This window comes from Geodermatophilus chilensis (assembly GCF_002802985.1).
Classification (GTDB): domain Bacteria; phylum Actinomycetota; class Actinomycetes; order Mycobacteriales; family Geodermatophilaceae; genus Geodermatophilus; species Geodermatophilus chilensis.
In genome coordinates, this window is sequence record NZ_NVPT01000327.1 from 1 (window position 1) to 1,820 (window position 1,820).

Annotated in this window: 2 protein-coding genes; both read right to left on the minus strand. The window is 76.8% G+C overall.

All coding sequences use genetic code 11. The annotated features are described in order from the left end of the window. Positions 1-143: 143 nt before the first annotated feature. The gene (locus CNO22_RS26895; RefSeq protein WP_100502278.1) at positions 144-1,265 is read right to left on the minus strand and encodes a glycosyltransferase family 4 protein; all 1,122 of its coding nucleotides are present in this window, start codon (positions 1,263-1,265) and stop codon (positions 144-146) included. After that, a partial coding sequence (locus CNO22_RS26900; RefSeq protein WP_157937161.1) for a M48 family metalloprotease occupies positions 1,262-1,820 on the minus strand: 559 nt, incomplete at its 5' end. The genes CNO22_RS26900 and CNO22_RS26895, both read right to left, overlap by 4 nt.

Here is a 1,820-nt window from a genome sequence, read left to right on the forward strand (position 1 = left end):
CAAGACAGCACTGCGGACTAACGCGTAGGGTGTGGTCAGCAGCGTCAGATGTGTATACAAGGCAGCCCACCCCCGCGCAGGCTCGGTAGAAGGACCCCCTGCCCGCACTGTTCACAGGCTCGCGGCGGGACCCTGCAGGGGGCCTAGGGCTCGAGGACGGCGGCGAAGGTGTCGGCGATCGACGTCCAGGACCAGCGCTGCTCGACCCACGCCCGGCCGGCCGCCCCCATCCGCCGGGCGCGCTGCGGGTCGTCCAGCAGCCCGGTGAGGACGGCGGCCACCGCGTCGGCGGAGCGGGGGTCGCCCACCACGTGCCCGGTGACGCCCTCCTGCACCGTCTCCGGCGCGCCGCCGGAGGTGCCGGCCACCACGGGCCGGCCGCACGCGGCCGCCTCGAGGTACACCATGCCCAGGCCCTCGACGTCGAGCCCGCCGCGGCGGGTGCGGCAGGGCATGGCGAACACGTCGCCGGCGGCGTAGTGCTCGGGCAGCTGCTCCGGCGGCACCGGCCCGGTGAGGACGACGGAGCGCTCCAGGCCGCGCGCGGCGACCTCCCGGCGCAGGCGGTGCTCCAGCGGGCCGCCGCCGACGAGCAGCAGCCGCGCGTCGGGGTGCTGCGCGAGCACCCGGGGCCAGGCCGCCACCAGCACGTCCTGGCCCTTGCGCGGCACCAGCCGCGAGACGCAGGCGACGACCGGCGCGCCGCCCAGCCCGTACCGCTGCCGGACCGCCGCCCCGTCGGCGGCGGGGGTGAAGCGGTCGACGTCCACCCCGGGCGAGAGCTGGGCCATCCGGGTGACCCCGCCCAGCGCCGGTGCCAGCCGCTCGCGCGTGTAGTCGCTGATGTAGGTCAGCACGTCGAGCCCGGCGGCGATCCGCCGCATCAGCTGCCGCGCGCCGGGCAGCGCCACCCAGCCGGTCTCGTGGCCGTGCGTGGCGCCGACCTGGTGGCGCACCCCGGCGTCCCGCAGCGCCGGGGCGAGCAGACCCAGCGGGGCCGCGGCGCCGAAGAAGGCGGTGTCGCAGCCGTGCCGGCGAGCCAACCCGGCCGCCGCGCGGGCCACCCCCGGGGTGGGCAGCAGCATGCCGGTCGGGTGGCGGACCACCTCGTAGGGCAGCGTGGCGTCGTACGCCTCCCAGCCGGGTGACCGGGAGGCGAGCACGACCAGCGACTCGGGTGGGCGGCGGGCCAGCAGCGCGGCGACGAAGGTCTGGATGCCGCCCTGGCGCGGCGGGAAGTCGTTGGTGACGACCAGGGTCCTCACCCGGCGTCCTCCAGCCGCTGCCAGTCCTCGGCGAACGCGATCCGCTGCGCGCCGGTCGGGTGCGAGCCGAAGAACCACTGCCAGGCCGCGGGCGGCTCGGGGTCGCTGAGGTTGGTGGCGGCGAGCGCGCGCTGCATCCCGATGAAGGCCCCGGCGTCCCCGGTGAGGTCGAGCGCCCGCAGGTCGGCCCGCGTCTCCACCTGGCGCGACACCAGGTTCTGCACCGGGGTGCTCAGCAGTCCGCCCACCGACAGCAGCAGCAGGACCAGGGGGACGACGGCCGGGTCGGCGGGCGACCGGGCGCCCGCGCGGCGCAGCAGCGGCGTCCAAGACAGCAGCCAACCCGACAGCGCCACCGCGGCCGCCGCCCCCAGCGCCCCGACCAGGGTGCCGGTGAGCACGTCGCGGTGGACGACGTGGCCGAGCTCGTGCGCCACGATCGACTCGACCTCCTCGGCGGACAGCTGCTCGAGGGTCGTGTCGTAGAGGACGATGCGGCGGGTCGACCCGAAGCCGGAGACGTAGGCGTTGAGCGCCGCGGTCCGCCGGGACGCG